Origin of the sequence: Paenarthrobacter sp. NPDC058040, from assembly GCF_042885775.1 — a bacterium.
Taxonomy (GTDB): domain Bacteria; phylum Actinomycetota; class Actinomycetes; order Actinomycetales; family Micrococcaceae; genus Arthrobacter.
The window spans coordinates 25207-40228 of sequence record NZ_JBHVRN010000020.1 but is presented as its reverse complement, the minus strand read 5'-3'; the positions used below and the strand labels follow the sequence as shown (position 1 = coordinate 40228).

Annotated in this window: 15 protein-coding genes and 1 pseudogene; 13 read left to right on the top strand and 3 right to left on the bottom strand. The window is 62.2% G+C overall.

The features are described from left to right. Window positions 1–84 precede the first annotated feature (84 nt). From ACFVSJ_RS22340 to ACFVSJ_RS22310, 7 genes are all read left to right on the top strand, one after another. The gene (locus ACFVSJ_RS22340; protein ID WP_387439308.1) at window positions 85–912 is read left to right on the top strand and encodes an IclR family transcriptional regulator; all 828 of its coding nucleotides are present in this window, start codon (window positions 85–87) and stop codon (window positions 910–912) included. Further along, the gene (locus ACFVSJ_RS22335) at window positions 909–1277 is read left to right on the top strand and encodes a cupin domain-containing protein (RefSeq protein WP_387439307.1); all 369 of its coding nucleotides are present in this window, start codon (window positions 909–911) and stop codon (window positions 1275–1277) included. The genes ACFVSJ_RS22340 and ACFVSJ_RS22335 overlap by 4 nt, the downstream gene beginning before the upstream one ends. 119 nt (window positions 1278–1396) lie before the next feature. Next, the gene (locus ACFVSJ_RS22330; RefSeq protein ID WP_387439306.1) at window positions 1397–2203 is read left to right on the top strand and encodes an IclR family transcriptional regulator; all 807 of its coding nucleotides are present in this window, start codon (window positions 1397–1399) and stop codon (window positions 2201–2203) included. 204 nt (window positions 2204–2407) lie between these two features. Beyond that, window positions 2408–2653, top strand: a complete 246-nt coding sequence (locus tag ACFVSJ_RS22325; protein ID WP_387439305.1) for a hypothetical protein — start codon at window positions 2408–2410, stop codon at window positions 2651–2653. 1063 nt (window positions 2654–3716) lie between these two features. Beyond that, window positions 3717–4754, top strand: a complete 1038-nt coding sequence (locus ACFVSJ_RS22320) for a betaine/proline/choline family ABC transporter ATP-binding protein (RefSeq protein ID WP_387439304.1) — start codon at window positions 3717–3719, stop codon at window positions 4752–4754. Beyond that, entirely contained in the window at window positions 4744–5649 is a 906-nt protein-coding gene (locus ACFVSJ_RS22315) for an ABC transporter permease (RefSeq protein ID WP_387439303.1), read from the top strand. Before ACFVSJ_RS22320 ends, ACFVSJ_RS22315 begins: the two co-directional genes overlap by 11 nt. Before the next feature lie 26 nt (window positions 5650–5675). Then, window positions 5676–6569, top strand: a complete 894-nt coding sequence (locus tag ACFVSJ_RS22310) for a glycine betaine ABC transporter substrate-binding protein (protein ID WP_387439302.1) — start codon at window positions 5676–5678, stop codon at window positions 6567–6569. 62 nt (window positions 6570–6631) lie between these two features. Here the strand turns inward: ACFVSJ_RS22310 and ACFVSJ_RS22305 are convergent, their stop codons facing one another. Next, window positions 6632–7183, bottom strand: a complete 552-nt coding sequence (locus ACFVSJ_RS22305) for an NUDIX domain-containing protein (RefSeq protein ID WP_387439301.1) — start codon at window positions 7181–7183, stop codon at window positions 6632–6634. Between the two features lie 542 nt (window positions 7184–7725). Between ACFVSJ_RS22305 and ACFVSJ_RS22300 the strand changes: the two genes are divergently transcribed. Then, the gene (locus tag ACFVSJ_RS22300) at window positions 7726–8505 is read left to right on the top strand and encodes an isocitrate lyase/phosphoenolpyruvate mutase family protein (protein ID WP_387439300.1); all 780 of its coding nucleotides are present in this window, start codon (window positions 7726–7728) and stop codon (window positions 8503–8505) included. Between the two features lie 48 nt (window positions 8506–8553). Here ACFVSJ_RS22300 and ACFVSJ_RS22295 read toward each other — a convergent pair whose 3' ends face one another. Then, window positions 8554–9477 (bottom strand): LysR family transcriptional regulator, encoded by a 924-nt coding sequence (locus ACFVSJ_RS22295; protein ID WP_387439299.1) that lies wholly within the window; start codon window positions 9475–9477, stop codon window positions 8554–8556. Window positions 9478–9636: 159 nt separating this feature from the next. Here ACFVSJ_RS22295 and ACFVSJ_RS22290 point away from each other — a divergent pair, with 159 nt between their 5' ends. Together ACFVSJ_RS22290 and ACFVSJ_RS22285 are read left to right on the top strand one after the other, a co-directional pair. Then, window positions 9637–9960 (top strand): hypothetical protein, encoded by a 324-nt coding sequence (locus ACFVSJ_RS22290; RefSeq protein ID WP_387439298.1) that lies wholly within the window; start codon window positions 9637–9639, stop codon window positions 9958–9960. An 83-nt stretch (window positions 9961–10043) separates the two neighbouring features. Then, window positions 10044–11065: pseudogene (locus ACFVSJ_RS22285) on the top strand (LLM class flavin-dependent oxidoreductase). Here the strand turns inward: ACFVSJ_RS22285 and ACFVSJ_RS22280 are convergent. After that, window positions 11066–11266, bottom strand: a complete 201-nt coding sequence (locus ACFVSJ_RS22280) for a hypothetical protein (protein WP_387439297.1) — start codon at window positions 11264–11266, stop codon at window positions 11066–11068. It lies immediately after the preceding pseudogene. 154 nt (window positions 11267–11420) lie between these two features. Here ACFVSJ_RS22280 and ACFVSJ_RS22275 point away from each other — a divergent pair, with 154 nt between their 5' ends. The 3 genes from ACFVSJ_RS22275 (at window position 11421) to ACFVSJ_RS22265 (ending at window position 15020) form a co-directional block, all read left to right on the top strand. Further along, window positions 11421–14060 carry a CHAT domain-containing protein gene (locus tag ACFVSJ_RS22275; RefSeq protein ID WP_387439296.1) on the top strand — a complete coding sequence of 880 codons (2640 nt, stop codon included), beginning with the start codon at window positions 11421–11423 and terminating at the stop codon, window positions 14058–14060. After that, window positions 14057–14419, top strand: a complete 363-nt coding sequence (locus ACFVSJ_RS22270; protein WP_387439295.1) for a CU044_2847 family protein — start codon at window positions 14057–14059, stop codon at window positions 14417–14419. Before ACFVSJ_RS22275 ends, ACFVSJ_RS22270 begins: the two co-directional genes overlap by 4 nt. Before the next feature lie 94 nt (window positions 14420–14513). Then, window positions 14514–15020 carry a universal stress protein gene (locus tag ACFVSJ_RS22265; protein ID WP_387439294.1) on the top strand — a complete coding sequence of 169 codons (507 nt, stop codon included), beginning with the start codon at window positions 14514–14516 and terminating at the stop codon, window positions 15018–15020. Window positions 15021–15022 lie beyond the last annotated feature (2 nt).

Genomic DNA, 15022 nt, shown 5'->3' with positions numbered 1-15022 from the left:
TGGCGGATTGCCCCGCCGGAGGTTGCCTGCAGACCTGCTCCCGCGGCGGAACAACCAGCCCCCGGCAGAAGGAAGAGAAGCGACATGGCCCAAGCAAAAAACGAGGCGTTCCCCCATGGGACGACGCCTTTGGGGGACCCAGGAGCCACCAACAAGTCAGTCATCAAAGCAATGAGTTTGCTGCGTGAAGTGGGTCGCCACAGGCAGGGCATAAACGTGACCGAACTGGCCCAGGCGGTGGCCGTTACACGACCGACGGCCTTCCGGCTGCTGCTGTCCCTGGAACATTCGGGCTTTGTCGATCGTGTGGACAACCGGTATCTTCTTGGCTGGCAGGTCGGACGGCTGGGCAAACTGGCAGACCCCTACGCGGCCGTTGTCTCCCGTATCCAACCGATCTTGGACGACTACGCCGCCCAAATGCGGGAAACGCTGGGGTTCTCCGTACCGCAGGGAGACCTTGCTTACGAAACGATCGCCGAGGCCACCGGAACCCGCTACCTGAGCGCCACGCACTTTCAGATCGTGGGCAGGGGCTACCCGCTACACGCCAGCGCTTCCGGAAAAATACTGCTGGCCGAACAGCCTGATGAGCGCCTATTCCAAACAGTACCCGAGGTGCTCGAACGTTTTACAGATTCCAGCATTACCAGCCGGGCGGCGTTAATAGCCGAAGTCCGGAAAGCCCGGGAAACAGGCTTCGCCGTCCTGGACAACGAACTCGAGGATGGGCTCTTTGCTGTAGCGTGCGCCGTTCGGGATCCCGATAAAAAACTGGTCGGAATCCTCTCCGTTAACGGACCCACGCAACGCCTTCGCTCCCGCAGCGTCCACGAAACCGCCGCGCAACTGTTCACCGCGGCACGTGCCATCTACCAAGCCATCAACACTCCTAGCAAAGGAACGCCTTGACCAACCCACAAGTCCAAATCCTCCGGTCGATTTCAAGCCTTTCCCTGCCCCGACTGGAGCCCAAACCGACTGCAACCAATGGCACCGAACCCCAGGACGCTACCGACAACGCCTTCACCGTCGAGGCAAGCAAAGTAGATATAGGGTTCTGGGAATGCTCCCCCGGAACCTTCACCACAGCCCGGCACGGAGTCAACGAAGTCATTCTGGTCCTGGAGGGCAAAGCCGCCTTGGTCTCGGACTCAGGAGAACGCACCGAGCACCAAACCGGGGACATGCTACTTATCCCGGATGGTTGGAGCGGCGTCTGGGAAATCCACGAGCACTTCAAGAAGCAATACATCACCGTTTCATCTGTCGCGTAGATCCGCTAACCGCCCGCAGCCACAAGGTTGAACACCTCGTTCGAAAACAGAAGAGGCAATAGGATGGGGTGGAGCGAAAGCCAAGGGCCTTGCCCTGACTAGATGAAGCGGGAGTAGACATGGCAACGGAAGCTGAACAAGCGGACATCGATGATGGTGTTGCGGTACCGGAAGAGCCCGCTGACTTGACTAACAAGTCCGTCATCAAGGCCACGGTCCTGCTCTCCGAACTCGGCCGCCACCGGCACGGGATCACTGTCACAGAACTTGCCCAGGCTGTAGGAATGACCAGGCCGACAGCGTTCCGCCTCCTGCTCAGCCTCGAACAGACAGGTTTCGTGGACCGTGTGGACAGCCGCTACCGGCTCGGGTGGGAGATGTCCCGCTTGGGCCGGCTGGCAGACCCGTACGCCGGAGCCGTCGCCCGCATCCAGCCCATCCTCGACGACTACGCCGCAAAACTGAAGGAAACCGTTAGCTTCTCCATGGTCAGAGGGGAGCTCGATTTCGACGTCATTGCCGAGGCCTCAGGCTCGCGGTATCTAAACGTCTCCCTGTATGTCGGCGAAACTTACCCCTTGCACGCCAGCGCTACAGGAAAGTTATTGCTCTCGGAACTCAGCGATGACAAAGTCTCCGAGGCGTTGCCCAAACGGCTTGCTTCCTATACCCCGCACACCATCACCACCAGGGAAGCGCTCTTGAAGGACCTGCGCGAAATCCGGGCACGAGGATACGCCATTTTGGATAACGAACTCGAAGAAGGGCTCTTCGTCGTCGCCTATCCCGTCCGTGAAATGGACGGCAGGTTGATGGGCATCATCTCGGTAAATGGACCCGTCCAGCGACTCAAATCCACCCAACTCCCAGGCACCATCGACCAACTCGGCAAAGCCGCACAAGAGATAACCAAAGCACTGACTTAGCAGGACCGGAAGACACGGCGGAACCCCAGCAAAGGGGTTCCGCCGTTTTTTGTTTCCGCAGACTGTTCACGACGTAACCCGTTGCGTTCAGTTGAGACCTGTGCCACAATGTGTAGACGTTCATTATATGAACGTCACGTTCAAAAACTTCTATCTCAGACGATGATACGCCGAGGTGTCCGTCTAAGCGGAAAGGGAGGGCAAATGTCCATCTCCATCGCCCATCGAGTACTAGCCAATGCCTTCGGCCGCCGCGTTGTGGCCCCGCTGGATGCGGCACCGGCCGCATCGGAAAGTGACGGCCTGTCGCGGCAGAGCACTCTTATGGGGCAGGTAACCTGCTCACCGTGGGAGGGCCTGTATCTGGACCAGGCTCACACTTCGTCCATTGCGGACGAGCTGGTCCAGGATCTGGAATCATTCCTCAAAAGCCTAGTGCGCGGAGAATAAACGATCGTCGACGGCAACCTGGCGCCGCTCGACCCCGCCGGTAGTCGCTCACCATTACGCATTCAGGGCGTCGCCGTTGGCCTCATCAACGTGGTGAGAATGCTCGCCGATCATGGTGCAGGCTGGTGGGCGCGCCCATGGCCACCACCCCGCTCTCCGCGGTGGAAACTGTTGGGCATCAGTGTCGCAGATGCCGTGGGCTGACTCTCAGAAAAGAAAAGACCGTTGAGCCCCGCAATATGAGAGCCCCGCACCTAACTGCGTAGTGTAAATTCCGCGCATCCGCACTCCAGCCAGGCGGCTGGCACGCGTACCTTTTGTGATTCCGCGACGGTTCTACGCCCGACCAGCGGCCTAGGCTCAATCCCAGGGAGAGGTGTCCTCGAACTGCTTGCGTCCTGGTGGTCATGACGTGAAGTTGCAGACCGTCCGATCACTACCACGCGCACCTTCACAGGGCCCTAGCCTTTCTTAGCCGTGGGCCATGATGAAGGTTCGCTGTCTGTAGGCGAGGTCATGGGCCAGCCAGCGACCAGGAGATGTTCAGACCAAGGGCGCTGCCGAATCAAGCTTAGCTATTGTTGGCGATCATCGGTCCCGTCGGCCACCGGTAACACTTCCGATGACATGGCTTCGAGTGACCCTTTCCTGAGGCTGATGCGACAGGAGCGCCGGTCGCGCGACGTTGCTGCAGCAGTCGAACATTGCCCAATCCGCTGTTGACGGCCAGCAAGAGCAGCGGTCGACGGCACGATGGCCGCTGCCGGCCGCGGTCCCCGACGCAACCTCTGTGGAATTGGGAGAATGCCTTTGCTCCCGTGCTTTGGTGAAATCGAAGCTCTACAGCATTCCGTTGCGTAGGGAGTGAACGGAGCGTTCATCATGCGTTTTAACCGTCCGACTCAATGCGGGCATAAATGGGGCGCTTCACAAAGCATTTGCCCACCCTCGAGCTATTGACGATGTGATGCTCACCACTCTACGCTGTGATCACTAATTAACCGCGGCGTTCATCAATTGAACGTCTGCAGGTGACTTCCTCCCCCAACTTCATTAGGAAGCCATGGACAACGAAACCCCTTTCATCCGAGTGGACAACCTCACCAAGGTTTTCCACCCCCGGCGCGGCGGAAGGAAGCTGCGCTTGTTTTCACCACAGTCGGCTCCGGCGGGGTTCACCGCGGTCGACAATGTCTCGTTCGACGTCAAACGCGGCCAGATCTTCGTCATCATGGGCCTCTCCGGCTCCGGCAAGTCCACCATAATCCGCATGATCAACCGGCTCATCGACGCCACCGACGGGTCCATAACCGTGGACGGCAAGGACGTGCGGTCGTTGCAACCGGCAGGGCTGCGCGACTACCGGAACCGGACCATCAACATGGTTTTCCAGCACTTCGGCCTCTTCCCGCACAAGTCGCTCGTAGACAACGTCGCCTTCGGGCTGAAAGTGCGCGGAGTCGCTAAGGCCGAACGCGAGGCCAAAGCGGCCAACGCACTGACCATCGTTGGCCTCGGTGACCGCATCCATGCGATGCCGGACCAGCTGAGCGGTGGCATGAAACAACGTGTAGGTCTGGCCCGTGCCCTGGCCACCGACGCCGAAATCCTCCTGATGGACGAGCCATTCAGCGCCCTGGACCCCTTGATCCGCAAGGACATGCAGGAACTGCTCATCAAGCTCCAGAACGAGCTGAAAAAGACCATCATCTTCGTCACCCACGACCTCAACGAAGCAATGTACCTGGGCGACCAAATCATGGTGATGAAGCAGGGTAAGAACATCCAGCGCGGAACCGCGCTGGACCTCCTCGAAGCACCGGCCGATCCTTACATCGAAGAATTCGTCGCCGAAGTGGACCGCAGCCGCGTCCTCACCGCAGCGATGATCGCCCGCCGTCCCGGTTCGGGAGGGCTGCAATCCCACGCCACCGTCCGGGTCGGCGCAGATACAGTCCTACACGAACTGCTCCCCACTCTGGCAACCGGAGCAGATCCCCTGGAAGTAGTAGACCCGGACGGCACCATCATCGGCAAGATCACCGCTGACGACGTATTTTCAGCACTCGCACCAAGCAAAAGGACCAGCCATGCAGTTTAGCGTCGGAACAGGATTCGCTGCCGTCATCGACTGGCTTTTGAGCAACTTCGGGGGGTTCTTCGACGGCATCTCCTGGCTCGTCAACCTCCTCGTCGGCCAAGTCTCCGGAGTTCTCATAGGCTTACACGCACTTGTAATCATCGGACTCCTGGCTGGCGCCGCCGCGCTGTTGGCACGAAGTCTGGGCCTGACCATCTTCACGGTCCTCGCCTTTCTGCTCATCCTCTCCATGGGCCTGTGGATTGAAAGCATGTCCACTCTGGCCGTTGTTCTGGTTTCGGTCGCATTCTCCCTGGCCATAGGCATCCCGGTTGGTATCTGGGCTGCGCTGAACACCACAGTCAGCGCAGTAGTCCGCCCGGTCCTTGACCTCATGCAGGCTATGCCCGTCTTCGTCTACCTCATCCCTGCCGTGTTCTTCTTCGGCGTCGGAATGGTCCCGGGCATCGCCGCCACGATTGTCTTCGCCATCCCGCCGGCCGTCCGCCTGACGGAACTTGGCATCCGGAAACTCGACCTCGAACTCCTCGAAGCCGCAACGGCCTTCGGCGCCCGCAAGGGTCTCATCCTCAAGGACGTCCAGCTTCCGCTGGCATTTCCGTCCATCATGGCCGGCGTAAACCAGGTCATCATGCTCGCGCTGTCCATGGTGGTCGTCGCAGGCCTCGTCGGAGCAGGTGGACTCGGCGGCGTCGTCGTCCAAGGCGTGGCCCAGCTCGATACTGCCCGCGGCTTCGAAGGCGGCCTGGCCGTCGTCATCCTAGCCATCTACCTCGACCGGGTAACGGGCGGCGCCAGTTCCTTCGGCGAAGTCCTGCGTGCACGTCGCCTGAAGAAGGAGCAGCGCGCCGCGGCCACCTCATCAGCACCCAAAATACTCGCATCAGCCCACTAAATCCCAACCCATCCACCGGAGGCATCATGTTCAAAAGGAAAATCGGCGCGCTCATTGCCTGTGCCACACTCATGGCCAGCGCCAGCGCCTGCTCTGGCGTAAACACCGCTGCAACCAACGCCGGAAGCGACAACAAGACCGTCACGCTCCTCACGGTTGCCGGCTACGATGACGTGGTCGCGCTCAACGGCCTGTGGCAGCAACTGTTCCAAGAGCACGGCTACACACTTCAGACCAAGCAAGCAGACCTGGCCGCCGGATACTCGGGCGTGGCACGCGGTGACATGGACGGCTTCGTGGACGCCTGGCTCCCATCAACCCACGGCACGTATGTCGACAAATACAAGGACAAGCTGCTCATTCCGGAGCAACCTTTCTACGGCAACGACCGTCTAGTCCTTGTAGCCCCGAAATCTGTGCCGGAAAACACTATCAGCGAGGTCGTGGCCAATGCCGAGAAGTACGGCTCGAAGGTCGTGGGCATTGAAGCCGGGTCAGGTGAGATGAGAATCCTTCCCGACGTACTCGCCAAATACGGGGCAACAGACAAGCTCAAAATCGTTGCTGGAAGCACTCCCGCGACCCTTGCAACTCTCAAAGACGCGGCTGCGAACAACAAGCCTGTCGTGGCCACTCTGTGGCAACCGCACTGGGCCTTCACGGCCATGGACATAAAAGTCCTTGAAGACGACCTCAGCGGATGGCCGAAACCAGACGGATCCTACGTCGTCTTCAATAAGGACTACGCGTCGAAAAACCCCGAGGTCGTCAAATGGATGACCAACATGAAGCTTACCGACGAGCAGTTCTCAACCCTCATGGCCGAAGTGAGCAAGACCCCGAGCAACCCGGTTGACGGAGCCAAGAAATGGCTTGAGAATCCCGACAACCGAAAGACCGTTGACTCCTGGTTCAACTAAAAACGACCTAAGCTAACACTGTCCGATCCCGGAGCGGCGCCTGCCGCCCCGGGATCGTTCCATTAACCGTAGGTACGGGAATCTGTGACGCTGTCAGAAGCACGCCGCCAGGAGCCTGCACTGACCGAGCCTGTTTCATCAGCGCGGTTCTGCGTCTGGGGCTGCAGATGTCCTGTAGCTCTGAGCACTTCGTCCAGCCAGCTGACCCTGTTGGCAAAACGTGCAGTCTTGCTTGGCAGCGTCCAGCGAATCGCATCGTGCTCCCAATCCAAAGTCAGCCGCCGCCGCGATGTGACAGCAGTGAATGCATGAACAAACCAGAGTTGCCCAGCAGCATCACTGAGCATCAGGACCGGCCCTTCACGAAGTTCCGTGATATCGGCGAGCTGGAGGCCGGTCTCCTCATGCAACTCGAGGAGCGCTTGCTCCCCGGCTGACATACCCTCTTCCAAAAAACCGGTAACACAATGCCAGCGTCCGCCGTCGTGAGCCGGACGCTGGCTGCGTTTTAGGAGGGCAATTTTTCCCCGCCACTCGATAACCACAGCCACAACGCTGCGCCTATCCTTGCGAAGGGGCACCTTGGTGCTCGAGTTCCCCACGAGGGTGGTCATTTTGCTCCTTCGGGCGAAGTGCGCACCTGCCGGCCTTGCGGTCTCAATGCAGCGAAGAGTTGAACCGCTCAGAGCCCGGACAATGGGATTGATGTGCATCTCAGCAGTCTGGGTGTTCATAAAATGACCGCTACGTTCAAATCATGGCACTATTCTGGCTAAGGGAGCAACAGGCTGTCTTGCCGAAAGATCACGGACTGGGAGGCGCCCGAGATGCCCTGCTGTCGGACGACTCCAGCGAGCCCTGGTCTCAGCAACGGCTCAAATCCGTGATCCCGAGATTATCCACGTGAGACACGTTGTTCGGATCCTTCGCTTCGCTACAGCAGGCATCTCCGTGTAACTGGGCTCGACATATGTGAGGGGTCCAGACAAAGGATCCATTGACGAGACCTCGCCCACCTCCCAGCGCAGCCCAACAAACGACTCCCAACGCACACCCCCTCATGACGTTTTCCGCCGCCCGCCTTCTCCCGGCAAGGCCCCTGACGTCTAGGCTGGGCTTGGCAAGTGATCCCAACCATTGACGACGGAGAACAACCATGAGCGAAATAACCACGGCAGAACGCGCGCAGCAGCTCAAGGCGCTGCATGAAGCCCCGGAAATCCTGAGCGTGGTCAACGTGTGGGATGCGATCAGCGCCTCAACCGTTGCGGCCCTTCCCCAGACGAAAGCCATCGCCACGGCAGGCCACTCGATCGCTGCTGCGTTCGGTTACGCCGATGGAACCATGCCCCTGGATGTCGCCTTGGATGGCGTGAAGAGGATCGTCAACGCAGTTGAGCTCCCGGTCACCGCAGACCTCGACGACGGATATGCGGACCCAGCGGAAACCATCCGTCGGGCGATCGGCATCGGAGTGGTGGGCGCCAATGTGGAGGACCGCTTGCGTCCTTTCGACGAGGCAGTGGCCCGGGTGAAGGCGATCGTTGAAGCCGCCGACGGCGAAGGCATCCCCTTCCAGCTGAACGCCCGCACCGACGCGATTGTCCGGGGTGGCGACCGCCCCATCAAGGAGAGCATCGAGGACGCCATTGCGCGTGGCCGGGCGTTCCTGGATGCCGGCGCTTCCCTGGTGTTCGTCCCGGGTGCGCTGACCCGCGAGACCATTGAGCCGCTGGTGGAAGGCCTCGGGCACGGCAAGTTGTCGGTCATCGGCGCCCCGGGTGCCGCCGCTGCCGCCGAGCTCCAGGAACTCGGCGTGGCGCGTGTTTCCTACGGGCCGTTCACACAGCGCGTCGCCTTGCGTGCCCTTCAGGACCTCGCCGCGGATCTCTACGGTACCGGCGTCATCCCCACGGACACCCCCGCCCTGAACTGACTGCGATAAAGAAAAGTCCCGCCACACCCCGGTGCGGCGGGACTTTTTTCATGATCCGGACCGTGTGTCGAAGGCCGCCGCGGACTCCCGCAGGAGACGCGCAACGGTATCCACCGGAAGCGATGTAGGTCGCCGCCGTTCGAACCGTCGCAAAGCAATGTGTCGGGTTCCCAAGCCCGGAACATCCAGGACGTCCACCTGGTCCTGGACTACGCCGGTCAGGGCCAGGGTGGGCACAATGGCAACACCCTCGCCGGCGGCAACCAACGCCAAGGCAGTCAACGTGTCCACATACTGGTGGACTGTCTCGATGCGAACGCCCGTGGAATGACGGAGCCGCCCCAGCACCGCAATGTTGGCTGCAAACGGCTCAACCCCCAGCCAGGGCAACGGCAGGCGGCTCAAGTCGATGCTTTCCGTAGCCAACAGCGACCCGGCCGGAACCACCAGTTTCCAGGGCTCGTCCAGCAGTGGTTCCTCCACCATTCCCGCTGCCAGGGGATGCTGCTCTGCCGCCGTCGAGTCTTTTTCCACTATCACTGCGTCGAGTTGGCGCTGTCGGAGCAACCGCATCAGGGGCGGGAAGCTGTCCTCGACGATTTCGATCTTCAGCTGCGGGTACTTGCTGCGCCATTCGGGGAGCCGTGGAATCACCACGGTACGCATGAAGCTGGTGAAGCCACCCACCCGGACAACACCGGCCACCTTGGCTTCGCCTTCCATCCGCGCCCGGGCAACATTGAGTGCCCTTTCAATCTCTTCACCGGCCTCCGCCATGGCCAAACCTGCGGGAGTGAGCACCGATCCCTTGGGCGTCCGCACCAGCAGGGCCTGCCCGGCTTCGCTCTCGAGTTTGCTCAGCTGTTGGGACACCGCCGAGGGCGTAATCCGCAGTTCGTCGGCCGCCGCGAGGACGCCTCCCGTGCGGGCCACAGCGAGTAAAACGAGGAGTCGGCGCGGGTCCATTTCCATGTTAAGAGATCCTAAATACCGGCTTCAGATAATTGCAATTGAACTAAACCAATATCTCCAGCAAGATCTATTTCAGGGCCTCATCTTCGGGCCCGCATCACACCAAATCTCCGCTCGCCGCTCTGGCCAGCGCCAACTCGTGAAAGGACTGAAATGGAAATGCTGTGGGAAGTTGTTGGATGGACCGGTGCAGCGGCGATGCTTGGCGCTTTCATGTCGGTGTCCATGGGTTGGCTGAAGCCGGGAATCAGCTTCCAAGTGGTGAATCTGTTCGGCGCGTGCGCCTTCATCATCAACGGAATGCTGCACCAAGCGTGGCCGTCGGTTGCCACCAACATCGCGTGGTTCCTCATTTCCAGCATCGCGATTCTCCGTATGCGCGCCAAGCAGCAGCAGCCGCTGGCGGCACCGGTCGAGGTGAAGGAATTTACGACGACGGACACCGGCACCCAGGTGGTAGTCCCGGTGGCCAAGTGCGCGTAGGCCACAAAAGGTAACCTCCCGCCGTCGTCGTCCGAGCGGGCGCCTATTCTGGGCAGTAACCACGCGACCAGAAGGAACCCCGCATGCCCAATCCCGACCGTCCTCTCCGCAAGCTTGGATTCCTGACCATCGGCCTGTTCGACCCGCGGATCCGGCGGCAGGGCACCGGTCAACGCTGGAGATCATCGAACTCGGCGAAAAACTTGGCTTCGACAGCGCCTGGCTCCGGCACCGTCACCTGCAGTTCGGGATCTCCTCGCCCATCGCAGTGATGGCCGCCGCGAGCCAGCGCACGTCCAGGATCGAACTCGGAACGGCGGTGACCCCGCTCGGTTGGGAGAACCCGCTGCGGCTGGCCGAAGACCTTGCAACGGTGGACGTGCTCTCCGGAGGACGGATCAACCCGGGGCTGAGCGTGGGTGAGCCCATGAACTACGACACCATAAAGCATGAGCTGTATCCGGCTTCCGCCGACGTGGAGGACTTCAGCTATGCCCGCGTGGAACGCCTTGCCCGGCTGGTTGCGGGCGAAAAGGTCAGGGAATTCTCCGGCAAACAGGGCGTGGTGGAGGAATTCTCCAACCGCGTGGAACCACACTCCCCCGGCCTGCGGGAACGGCTATGGTACGGGGCCGCCAGCCTGAAGTCGGCTGTGTGGGCCGGCGAAAACGGGTTCAACCTGCTTTCCAGCAGCGTCATTTTCCCTGAGGAGGGCCAGGAACCGGACTTCGCCGAGGTCCAGCAGGCACAGATCCGCGCGTACCGGGAGGCTTCAGCAAACAGTGGCCGCGTATCCCAAGGCCTCGTCGTCATCCCGACGGACTCCGCCACCAGAACCCAGCGTGAGAAGTACCAGCGCTACGTCGACGAACGCACACCCCGCACCAAGGCTCCTCAGGGCCCGAAACGGGTGATGTTTGCGCAGGACCTCATCGGCACCAGCGAGGAGATCGCCGAACAGCTTTACGCGCACAAGGGTTTCCAGGAGGTGGACGAGGTGGCGTTCGCGCTTCCGTTCAGCTTTGAGCACGAGGACTATGTGCAGATCCTCACGGACATTGCGGAGAAGCTGGGGCCGGCGTTGGGTTGGACCCCGGCCCAATAGTCAGTCCACAAACTCCGACTGCGTCTCGATGAAGTCCCAGTCCGCTTCCGTCAGCCCACCGCCGAGATCGTCCTGATGGGGTCCACCGGCCTCGGCGATGTGCTGGAGGACCTGCAGGGGAAGTTCCTCGGAGCGCAGGTTCTCGCGCAGCCATTCCTTGCTGTCCAGATGAAGATCCAGCCACCACATGAAGATTTCCATCACACGCCGCCTTCCGTTGATTGACCGCCGGTTGAGACCACGGATTAACGGTAGGCCGGGCCAGATTCACCTACAAGGGTCCCCAAAGAAAACCCCTTGTGGGGACGCCGCACCAGGGCCAATCTGTACGTAGGAACCACAGAGGGATCCCGCGATGGACTGTGACATCGAGCTGGAGATCGATACCGGCTCTGCACGCGGCGAATATACGGTGCACGTGGTCCGTGCACCGGCGGGAGGCCACGCGTCCGGCATCTTCACACTGGACGTGGACGGCATCCAGGACCGGCTACCCCAGCTTGAAGCCACCGTCCTCGCCTCGGCCGTGGCTGCCCGGCGAACACTCCCGATCGCGGAGGTCGCCGTCCGCGAAGTGGGTCAGGAACTCTTCCAAGCACTCTTCACCCGCGAGGTTTACGGCACCTACCGTGCCAGCCTCGGCGCGGCGCAGCATGCGGGCCAGCAACTCCGCGTGGTCCTGCGCCTGGCCGCGCCGGAGCTGGCCATGATGCCGTGGGAGACGCTCTTTGACCCCGAAACGGAGACGTACCTCTGCCAGACCGAGCCCCTCCTGCGGCACGTCCCAGCCCCCGACTACAACCAGAACCCTCTCGATGTTGCCCCTCCTCTGAGGATCCTCGGCATCGTCGCCTCGCCCCGCGACCTCCCGGCCCTTGATGTCCAAACCGAGAAGGACCACCTCAGCCGTGCGCTGTCAGGACCGGTGGACGAAGGCCGCGTAGAGCTTGTCTGGTCCAAAACCGGCACGTGGGACGATGTCCAGTCCATGCTCCTCGCCGGTCCGTGGCATGTGGTCCATTTCGTGGGCCACGGCGACTACGACTCCCGTACCGACGAGGGCCGGATCGCTTTGGTGGGTCCCGACGGCCGCGCCGCCATGGTCCGCGCCGTCCGGCTCATGGCCCTCCTGAGCGTCGCCGCACCGCGACCCCGGCTGGTGGTGCTCAACTCATGCTCTTCCGGCGAAATGGGCCAGGCCGACCTCTTCTCCGGCACGGCATCAGCCCTTGTCAGGAGTGGAATCGGCGCCGTCGCCGCCATGCAGTTCGCCATCAGCGACGCCGCTGCGATCGCCTTCGCCCACGGCTTCTACTCCGCAATCGCCAACGGCCGAACCGTGGACGAAGCCGCGCGCGTCGGCCGCATCTCCGTCATGGCGAGCCCGGACGGCACCCTCGAATGGGTCACCCCGGCCCTCTACGTCCGCGGCGGTTCCACACAGTTGTTCACCCTCAAGGGCCCGCCGCGCGCGCCAGTATCGCAGGAAAGCCCGACGCCGGGACGCACCTTAAGCGGCCTGGGCTCGCCTCGCGAGCAGAGCACGACGCCGGCCGGTGCCGTGCGTGGGCACCCAGCCTTCCCTGCCGGCTCCGCAGGCATACCCCCAAGAGATTCCAGCGCTGCCAGCGCCGCGCAAAGCAACGCCGAACAAGCCATGAAGCGCGCCCAGCTCCGGGCCCTGTATGTGCAGGCCTCCGCGGAGTTGCGGTCCCGTCGGTACGAGGCAGCGATCGAACTGTTCAACGACCTCCTGACCTTGGAACCCGACTACCGGGACGCCCCCACGCTTCGAAACACCGCCCAAGAACGAATGGACCTCTCGTGGGCTTATCGCGATGCACTGGCCGCCGAGGAAGCCGGCGATTGGTTGGCCGCAGCGGACGGCTTCGCCCGCGTCCAGGCCGATCCCGCCTACCCCGACGCCGCCACACGCAAGCAGGACTGCGAACGTCGGCAGCGCATTGCCGATCTTCAGGGAGAACTCCGCTACCACTCGTCGCTGGGTTCGTGGGAAACGGTGCTGGATGTCTCAAGTGAGCTGGCCACCCTGAACCCGGGCTCGGCGGATCCCGACGGCCTGGCCACGGCAGCCAAGGCCGAGATCGAGAAGGCAAAGCCGCCGGAACGCCCGGAGGAACCGCAAACCGAGGAGCCGGAAGAACAGCACGGCTCCTACACGGCCTTCGACCCTCCTCCCGAGCCCACCCGGAGGCCGGCGAGCGAGCAACGAACCAGCGACGCAACCACACAAGACGCCCCGATAACCCGCCCGGCAGCAATCCCAAGCGACCGGGCCGCCCGCCCCGGCCGCCCGGAGGCACCAAGCCAGGTTTCGGCACATGCTGAAGCACCGGCGTCGAACGCTGTGCCGAACGCGAGCAAGGCACCCGCGCGGGCACCGACGTCGAACATCAGGCCGCCGGATTGGATCCCGCTGGCCTGGGGCGCCGCGTCGCTGATGCTTGCGGGGCTGCTCGGCGCGGGGTTCGCCGTCTACTTCATCTGGTTCGACCTCAATTACTGGTACGAGAGCGGCGGCGACGCCTCCCTGAGAATCGTCTACGGCCTGGTGGCGCCGTTCGGGTACCTGATGCTCGCCGTCGCCGGCTTGCCCGACCGGACCATCCTGGGCCGCACAGTCATGGGCGGGCTGGTGGTGGCGCACGGAGTCTTTGGTTTGTCGGGCCTGAATTACACCGTGGAAACCAGCACTTTGGTGGGGAGTTTCGTCACGGCCGGGATAGGCCTGTGGGCAGGCGCCCTCGCGCTTAGATCGCAGCAGGACCGGATGCTGGGCGGGTTGCTGATGCTCGCCACCGTATCGATTCCCATCGTGTGGATCCAGGACAAAGGGACGTTCACCGAGTCGTGGTACCGGACGCACGCCTACTTCGCCTTGATCCAGTTGTTGGTCCTGGCAGCTGCCGGGGCCGGGATGTTGGTGGCGGCACGCCGCCAGCGGACACGTTCGTTGGAGAGGACAGCACCATGACCCGCTTGGTTGAGTTCGCCACGGACGACGGCGGCACGGTGGTTGTGGAGGTGGCGAGCTCAGCCGGGAGCCTGGTCACGAGGGGTGGCGACCACTCGGCGGAGCACACGGGAGTGTTCGCGCGGGCCCAGCAGACGTTCCAACGCGCGCTGGAGCATGTCCGCCCGGCCGTCCAGGGAGTGATCGACGAGTTACTGAGCCTGGAGAACCGGCCCGACGAACTGAGCGTGGAGTTCGGGATAGACCTGCACGCGGAAGCGGGCGCGTTCATCGCCGCGGCCAGCACGGGATCCAACTTCACCGTACGCCTGACGTGGAACAAACCCACCCCTCCCAAAGACCCAACTGGGTCGCATTAGTGCGCGTTTTGAGCCGCGAAAACGCGCACTAATGCGACCCAGTTGGGGGAGCGAACGGCCTGTTCAAGCCCCTCCCGCGGCGCAACAATAAGGTATGGCTGCGGAAAATTTCAGCGGGCGCATTCCCTTGGTTGTCGGTGTCTTGCCGGACCAGCACGTGGAGGTCCTGCAAACCGCCCGGACCCTCGCCGAGCAACTCGGGGTGCCCTTGGTGTGCGCGTATGTGGACGAGGCCAGCTACCTCGTGGAGTGGGATCCCTCCCGCGAGACCCACCGGATGTCCCTGCATCCGGAAAAGGACGACGAGGATGTTGCAGCCGTCCGGGGCGACCTGGGAAAAGCCATCGCCAACGCCATGGACGGCGGCGCCGCCGAGTGGACGCTGCGTTTGCTGGCCGGCGATCCGGCCCGCGCCCTTGGGCGACTCGCCGAGGACATCAAGGCCTCGATGATCATTGTCGGCACGCCGGAACCGGGCCTGGGGCATCGGATTTCGGAGGCATTGAACGGCTCCGTGGCGGCGTGGCTGAGCCATCACCAACGGCGTCCGGTGCTGATCGTGCCGCAGAAAAAACGGCCGGAACCCGCCTCGAAAAACTAAAG

Excerpts from the sequence above, each read along its gene's own strand:
- ACFVSJ_RS22330 (WP_387439306.1), top strand. The coding sequence starts at position 1,397 with ATGGCAACGGAAGCTGAACAAGCGGACATCGATGATGGTGTTGCGGTA.
- ACFVSJ_RS22320 (WP_387439304.1), top strand. The coding sequence starts at position 3,717 with ATGGACAACGAAACCCCTTTCATCCGAGTGGACAACCTCACCAAGGTT.
- ACFVSJ_RS22315 (WP_387439303.1), top strand. The coding sequence starts at position 4,744 with ATGCAGTTTAGCGTCGGAACAGGATTCGCTGCCGTCATCGACTGGCTT.
- ACFVSJ_RS22295 (WP_387439299.1), bottom strand. The coding sequence starts at position 9,477 with ATGGAAATGGACCCGCGCCGACTCCTCGTTTTACTCGCTGTGGCCCGC.
- ACFVSJ_RS22280 (WP_387439297.1), bottom strand. The coding sequence starts at position 11,266 with ATGGAAATCTTCATGTGGTGGCTGGATCTTCATCTGGACAGCAAGGAA.
- ACFVSJ_RS22340 (WP_387439308.1), top strand. The coding sequence starts at position 85 with ATGGCCCAAGCAAAAAACGAGGCGTTCCCCCATGGGACGACGCCTTTG.
- ACFVSJ_RS22265 (WP_387439294.1), top strand. The coding sequence starts at position 14,514 with ATGGCTGCGGAAAATTTCAGCGGGCGCATTCCCTTGGTTGTCGGTGTC.
- ACFVSJ_RS22310 (WP_387439302.1), top strand. The coding sequence starts at position 5,676 with ATGTTCAAAAGGAAAATCGGCGCGCTCATTGCCTGTGCCACACTCATG.
- ACFVSJ_RS22300 (WP_387439300.1), top strand. The coding sequence starts at position 7,726 with ATGAGCGAAATAACCACGGCAGAACGCGCGCAGCAGCTCAAGGCGCTG.
- ACFVSJ_RS22325 (WP_387439305.1), top strand. The coding sequence starts at position 2,408 with ATGTCCATCTCCATCGCCCATCGAGTACTAGCCAATGCCTTCGGCCGC.
- ACFVSJ_RS22270 (WP_387439295.1), top strand. The coding sequence starts at position 14,057 with ATGACCCGCTTGGTTGAGTTCGCCACGGACGACGGCGGCACGGTGGTT.
- ACFVSJ_RS22290 (WP_387439298.1), top strand. The coding sequence starts at position 9,637 with ATGCTGTGGGAAGTTGTTGGATGGACCGGTGCAGCGGCGATGCTTGGC.
- ACFVSJ_RS22275 (WP_387439296.1), top strand. The coding sequence starts at position 11,421 with ATGGACTGTGACATCGAGCTGGAGATCGATACCGGCTCTGCACGCGGC.
- ACFVSJ_RS22305 (WP_387439301.1), bottom strand. The coding sequence starts at position 7,183 with ATGACCACCCTCGTGGGGAACTCGAGCACCAAGGTGCCCCTTCGCAAG.